We start from the raw sequence: 3,042 nt of genomic DNA on the forward strand, positions 1-3,042 counted from the left end.
CGGCTTCAATCCCAGATCGATCAGTTTCGAATGCTTCGCATTGTAATAATGCTCTTCGGCTTCCACACGCGGGTCCGGCAGATTCTCGATTTCAACTTTCAGCCGCATCTTCCGCGCCGCTTTCTGCACCAGTTGCGCAAGTTCCAGAATTGAGAATTGCTCGGTGAACTGATTGAAAACGCGGCATTCGCCTCGCGCCGCTGGTTCCATGCAGGCCAGCTCGATGCAGCGCACCGTGTCGCGAATGTCCAGGAAGCCGCGCGTCTGCCCGCCCTTGCCGTACACAGTAAGCGGATGTCCGATCGCCGCTTCAACGCAGAAGCGATTCAGCACCGTGCCGAACACTTCATCGTAGTCGAACCTGTTAATCAGCGCTTCATCCAGCGCCACTTCGTCTGTCAGTGTTCCGTATACCACTCCCTGGTTCAAATCAGTTGCGCGCAGTCCCCAAATCTTGCATGCAAACATGATGTTGTGGCTGTCGTGCACCTTCGACAGGTGGTAGAACGATCCCGGCTGCTTCGGGTAGGGGAGCACGTCTTTGCGCCCGTTGTGTTCGATCGTGATGTAGCCTTCTTCGATGTCGATGTTCGGCGTCCCGTACTCGCCCATCGTTCCGAGCTTCACCAGATGGCAATCAGGCCGCAATTCGCGAATCGCGAATAGAAGATTCAGCGTCCCCACCACATTATTCAGCTGCGTGAACGAAGCGTGCTTGCGGTCGATCATCGAATACGGCGCCGAACGCTGTTCGGCGAAATGCACCACCGCATCCGGCTCGAACGTCTTTACCGTAGAAGAAAGGAAGTCGTAATCGGTCACGTCGCCCACGTACATCTCAATCGTGCTTCCGGTAAGCTCCTGCCAGATCTTCAGCCTCTCAGAGAGCGGACGGATCGGTGTGAGAGATTGCGCTCCGAGTTCGTGGTCCCATTGGCGGCGGAGGAAGTTGTCAACGATAGCGACGGAGTGCCCCTTGCTCGAAAGATATAGAGCCGTAGCCCAACCGCAATAGCCGTCGCCCCCAAGAACTGCAATCCTCATATCCTCTCCTCCCTTTCTAACCTTTTCGCCCAGGTAACAGCATTTCGGCTCGTGACTCTAGCATGCCAAACAAGCTGTTGACCTGCGCTCGCGCCGAAATTGCCCTTTTTGCCACCAGCCACCGGAATGCCCCATTTTCGGCCCGCGAAGCCCCGCTCGCATGTCGCGGTCAGTCGCGTTGTCAGGGGAATTAGGCCGAACGGCAATCAAGCGTCGAGCAGAATCAAATTTTACCCTCTCGACCTGCCACAATGCAATCCACTTAAGCATGCAACTCGCTCTTAAGCCCTCAATCGCATCCCTGCCTCATGTTCCGCCTTGCACCTGCCGATACCTCACCTGAAGGATTGGTGTTCACAAAAGCGTGCGAGGCCCCTATGCAAGAAAGCGACAGGCGTTTCAGACAGCGTTTCGACATGAGAGTCAAAGTGAAAATCCGCAATCTCGACTCCCCCGATCTCACTGAGCAGCAGGTGGAATCATCCAACATTTCCGCTCGGGGCGTCTATTTCTCGACAGACCTGCCGCTCGACATCGGCGCCAGGGTTGAGATGTTCCTCACCATGCCGGTGGAAATTGCGGGAAAAGACTCGCGGCTTTGGCGCTGCACGGGGCGCGTCGTTCGCCTGCAACCGCGCAGTCCATCCCAAGCGAAAGCTGGCAACGGAGTGGAGATTCACTATTACGAAGTGCTGGATAAAGCGCGAGCGGCAGCCGCGAATCCCCGGCCCGCACGTCTCCCGCTACCGTAATCCCGACGCACCATTGCTATCCGCGGAGGCAAACAACCTATGCCCAGGCGAGCCCTTATCGTTGACGACGAACCGGCTGTGTGCCAGTTGATTCAGGGTGTGCTGACCTCATCCGGCTTGGATTCTTTGACCCTGACGAAAAGCGCAGACGCCACCGGATATCTGCGCGACGAGAAATTTGATGTGGTTCTGCTCGATTTTGCGATGCCTGCCCCTAGCGGGATCGAACTCGCTCAGCAGGCTCGCGGTTCCGGATTCAATCAGCGCACTCCCATCATCATGATTAGCGACGATCAGCGCCCGTCCGCCGTTTCCGAGGGATTCGACGCTGGCGCTAGCTTCTTCCTCTACAAGCCCATCGACACCACGCGCCTGCAAAGACTGATTCGAGTCACCCAAGGCGCCGTCGAACAGGAAAAGCGCCGCTTTCGCCGCGTCCCGGTTCGCTCCAAAGTCCGCCTCAGCTCTGATCAGGGCGAATTGGACTGCGAAACGATCGACCTCAGCCTGAACGGCATGATGGTCCATTCTCCCCGCACCGTTCCCGCGGGTTCGCACGTTCGAGTCACCCTCGACATGCCCAACGGCGCCAAGCCTCTTCTCGGTACCGGAGCAGTAATGAGGACTGTCGGCGAGCATCAGATGGGAATTCAGTTCAATCTGTTGCGGACAGACGAAAGCGGAAGGCTGCAAGAGTTTCTCCTTCCACTCATCATCGAGGGCTGAATGATCCTTCTCTCGCGCACGGATTTGCGTCTAGGCCGCCGGAACACCCTCGCGAATCCGCCAGCGGTCTGGATGGCTCACGCATGCTTGTAAGTCCAGCCGCGCTTGCTCACTCATACGTCATCGCAGAAACGGACACTAAAGAACTCGAAACCGCGCCGCCAAGATGATTGACACGCGCGGGAAATGTCGCACAATTGAATCACCTCTCCCGGACGTATTCCGGTCTGATCATTACCCCTTCCAGAACTGAGCGTATATCCATGTCAGCAGACACAATCGATCGCGTAATAGCGCACCGAATCAAGCTGTTCATCAAAACCACCTCCATCTGTGCTGTAGCCATAGGAGCGCTAGTCCTTGGTGGGTGGATCGTGAACGCGCGTATGCTGAAGTCGGTCCTGCCCGGGCTTGCGTCCATGAAGGCAAACACCGCCTTCTGCATCCTGCTACTGGGGATATCCTTGTGGTTCTCGGACTCCCACTCCCCGCGTTTCGATAGGATCGAATCCAAACGCAT

Annotated in this window: 4 protein-coding genes; 3 read left to right on the forward strand and 1 reads right to left on the reverse strand. The window is 56.8% G+C overall.

Translation table 11 applies throughout. The features are described 5' to 3' along the window. Nucleotides 1-1,044: NAD-dependent epimerase/dehydratase family protein (locus tag VNX88_06875; protein ID HWY68370.1), on the reverse strand; the 1,044-nt coding region annotated here is incomplete at its 3' end. A 377-nt stretch (nt 1,045-1,421) separates the two neighbouring features. On the opposite strand from VNX88_06875, the gene VNX88_06880 reads away from it, so the two are divergent. The 3 genes from VNX88_06880 to VNX88_06890 form a co-directional block, all read left to right on the forward strand. After that, a complete protein-coding gene (locus tag VNX88_06880) occupies nt 1,422-1,796 on the forward strand; it encodes a PilZ domain-containing protein (GenBank protein HWY68371.1) in 375 nt (124 codons plus the stop codon). A 39-nt stretch (nt 1,797-1,835) separates the two neighbouring features. Beyond that, nucleotides 1,836-2,522 (forward strand): response regulator, encoded by a 687-nt coding sequence (locus tag VNX88_06885; protein ID HWY68372.1) that lies wholly within the window; start codon nt 1,836-1,838, stop codon nt 2,520-2,522. A 263-nt stretch (nt 2,523-2,785) separates the two neighbouring features. After that, nucleotides 2,786-3,042 (forward strand): hypothetical protein (locus tag VNX88_06890; protein ID HWY68373.1); only part of this gene is annotated, 257 nt, incomplete at its 3' end.

This window comes from Terriglobales bacterium, assembly GCA_035567895.1.
GTDB lineage: Bacteria > Acidobacteriota > Terriglobia > Terriglobales > Acidobacteriaceae > Gp1-AA112.